The 2,081-nt window shown below is 36.2% G+C and carries 1 protein-coding gene and 1 pseudogene; both read left to right on the top strand.

Annotation, left to right across the window (positions count from 1 at the left end; translation table 11 throughout):
• Positions 1-374: 374 nt before the first annotated feature.
• Positions 375-656 carry a hypothetical protein gene (locus HMPREF0083_RS30300; protein ID WP_187374808.1) on the top strand — a complete coding sequence of 94 codons (282 nt, stop codon included), beginning with the start codon at positions 375-377 and terminating at the stop codon, positions 654-656.
• A 116-nt stretch (positions 657-772) separates the two neighbouring features.
• Positions 773-2,050, top strand: a pseudogene (locus HMPREF0083_RS25840) (flavin monoamine oxidase family protein); the annotation flags it as partial.
• Between the last annotated feature and the right edge of the window lie 31 nt (positions 2,051-2,081).

Below are 2,081 nucleotides of genomic sequence, written 5' to 3'. Positions count from 1 at the left end.
TGGATCATACTGGATAATCAACACCCTTGATATTTTTACAAATTACTGTCGTCGCTTTTCTACGTAGCTCTTATTGAAGAGATGGCCTCAAATCGAGAAATACTATCTTTACCCTAAAAGATTGAACTTGTTCCAAGGTATATTTTAAAAATTTCATTCATTAATAAGTAAGTTTTTTCTATTCCTTAGGAATGGATATTTGCATTAAACACAAATCTTAATACCTGCTTTTAACTGTTTGTGTTTCCTACCATCCTTTCTTTGAAAAATTTTCTTACCACTTATTCTAACGGAAGATACTTTCCTGTATCTGTCTACGTTCTTACATTAATCTTACATTGAAGAAGTTAGTCTAGGAGGGAGCTCTACTGACATTGCTATACACAGTGGTCTGTGATGGAAAAAGAATTTGCACACGTTCCAAGACCATTGTAGCTACAAAATTTGGGGTTGTAAGGGATGCACAAGGGAACGTCATTGGAATAAATGGACATCCAGAATACCTGAGAAAGGCTATTGAAGAAACAGTAGGAGCTATGAGTGAGCTTGTAAAGGAAGGGAAAACCTCGAAAAGGCAACAGACGAGCCAGCCCGGGCTTACATGGGGGCGGGTGTTAGGATTTTTATGTTCTCGTTTATGGCTGCTGCTGTTTTGATTTCTGGCGTTAATCTAATATTTATTGATTTGATTGAAATAGTACATAGGTATCCTTTTTACTGAATATAATGCAATAAATATTTTTTAAAAGGAAAAGAGAGGATACCTAATAGCATGAATTCTCAATTAATGAATGAACATATGCTGACTATCATTAGAAAGGGTCTTCAAATATCACACTATCCCAAGCATATTATAATTATTGGTGCCGGGTTAGCTGGACTTGTCGCAGCATCTTTATTAAAGAATGCAGGACACAAAGTCACCATCCTGGAGGCGAATGATAGAGTGGGAGGACGTGTTTATACTTTGCGCTCTTCCTTTAATGATAGGTTATACTTCAATGCTGGGCCAATGCGTATTCCTAATTATCATACTTTAACCTTAGAATATATTAAAAAATTTAAGTTACCTACCAATTTATTTATTAATCGTAATCCGATGGACATCATTTATGCAAATGGTATCAAAACACGTCTTAATATCTTTGAACGTAATCCAAATATTTTAAAATACCCAGTGGCTTTAAATGAACAAGGGAAAACAGCTGAAAAGTTAATGATTTCAGCTATACAACCTATACTCAACTTTATTAATCAAAATCCAGTGAAAAATTGGCATCTTGTAGAAAAACAATATAGAAAACATTCGCTAGGTTCTTTCTTAAGCTCTCATTTTTCAGATGGGGCAATCGATATGATTGGTGTACTTCTTGACATGGAAGCATACATGGGAATGTCCTTTATTGAAGTATTACGAGAATCAATACTTTTCACATCCCCGACTATTTATTATGAGATAACGGGAGGAATGGATCGCCTACCGTATGCATTTCTTCCGCAATTAAAAGAAGATATTTTGTTCCATCAAAAAATGATGAAAATTTCTCAATATCAATACGGTGTAACAATCCATTGTATTCATCAACAAACTGCGGTACATTCCACGATATCAGGTGATCTTGCTATCGTGACCATTCCATTTTCAGCCTTACGATTTGTAAAAATCGAACCATACGCTTCTTTTTCCTACTATAAGCGAAGGGCCATTCGCGAGCTCAACTATATAGCTTCAACAAAAATTGGAATTGAGTTTAAGAGTAGATTTTGGGAAAAAGAGGGTCAACATGGTGGTAAATCTATAACTGACCTGCCAATTCGATTTACGTATTACCCAAGTTATGGAATTGGTACAAATGGACATGCTGTGATTTTAGCAAGCTATACATGGGCGGATGAGGCACTGACATGGGGCAGCTTACCTGAACGGGAGCGTATCCAATATGCTCTAATGAATTTAGCGGAAATTTATGGACATCAGGTATATTCCAAGTTCGTGTCAGGTGTCTCCTTTAACTGGAGTCAGAATCCTTATTCTGTTGGGGCTTTTACTATTTAGCCCCCTAATGAATTTGGACACCTAC

Origin of the sequence: Aneurinibacillus aneurinilyticus ATCC 12856, assembly GCF_000466385.1 — a bacterium.
Taxonomy (GTDB): domain Bacteria; phylum Bacillota; class Bacilli; order Aneurinibacillales; family Aneurinibacillaceae; genus Aneurinibacillus; species Aneurinibacillus aneurinilyticus.
The sequence above is the reverse complement of the archived record's forward strand: the minus strand, read 5'-3'. Positions and strand labels throughout refer to the sequence as shown.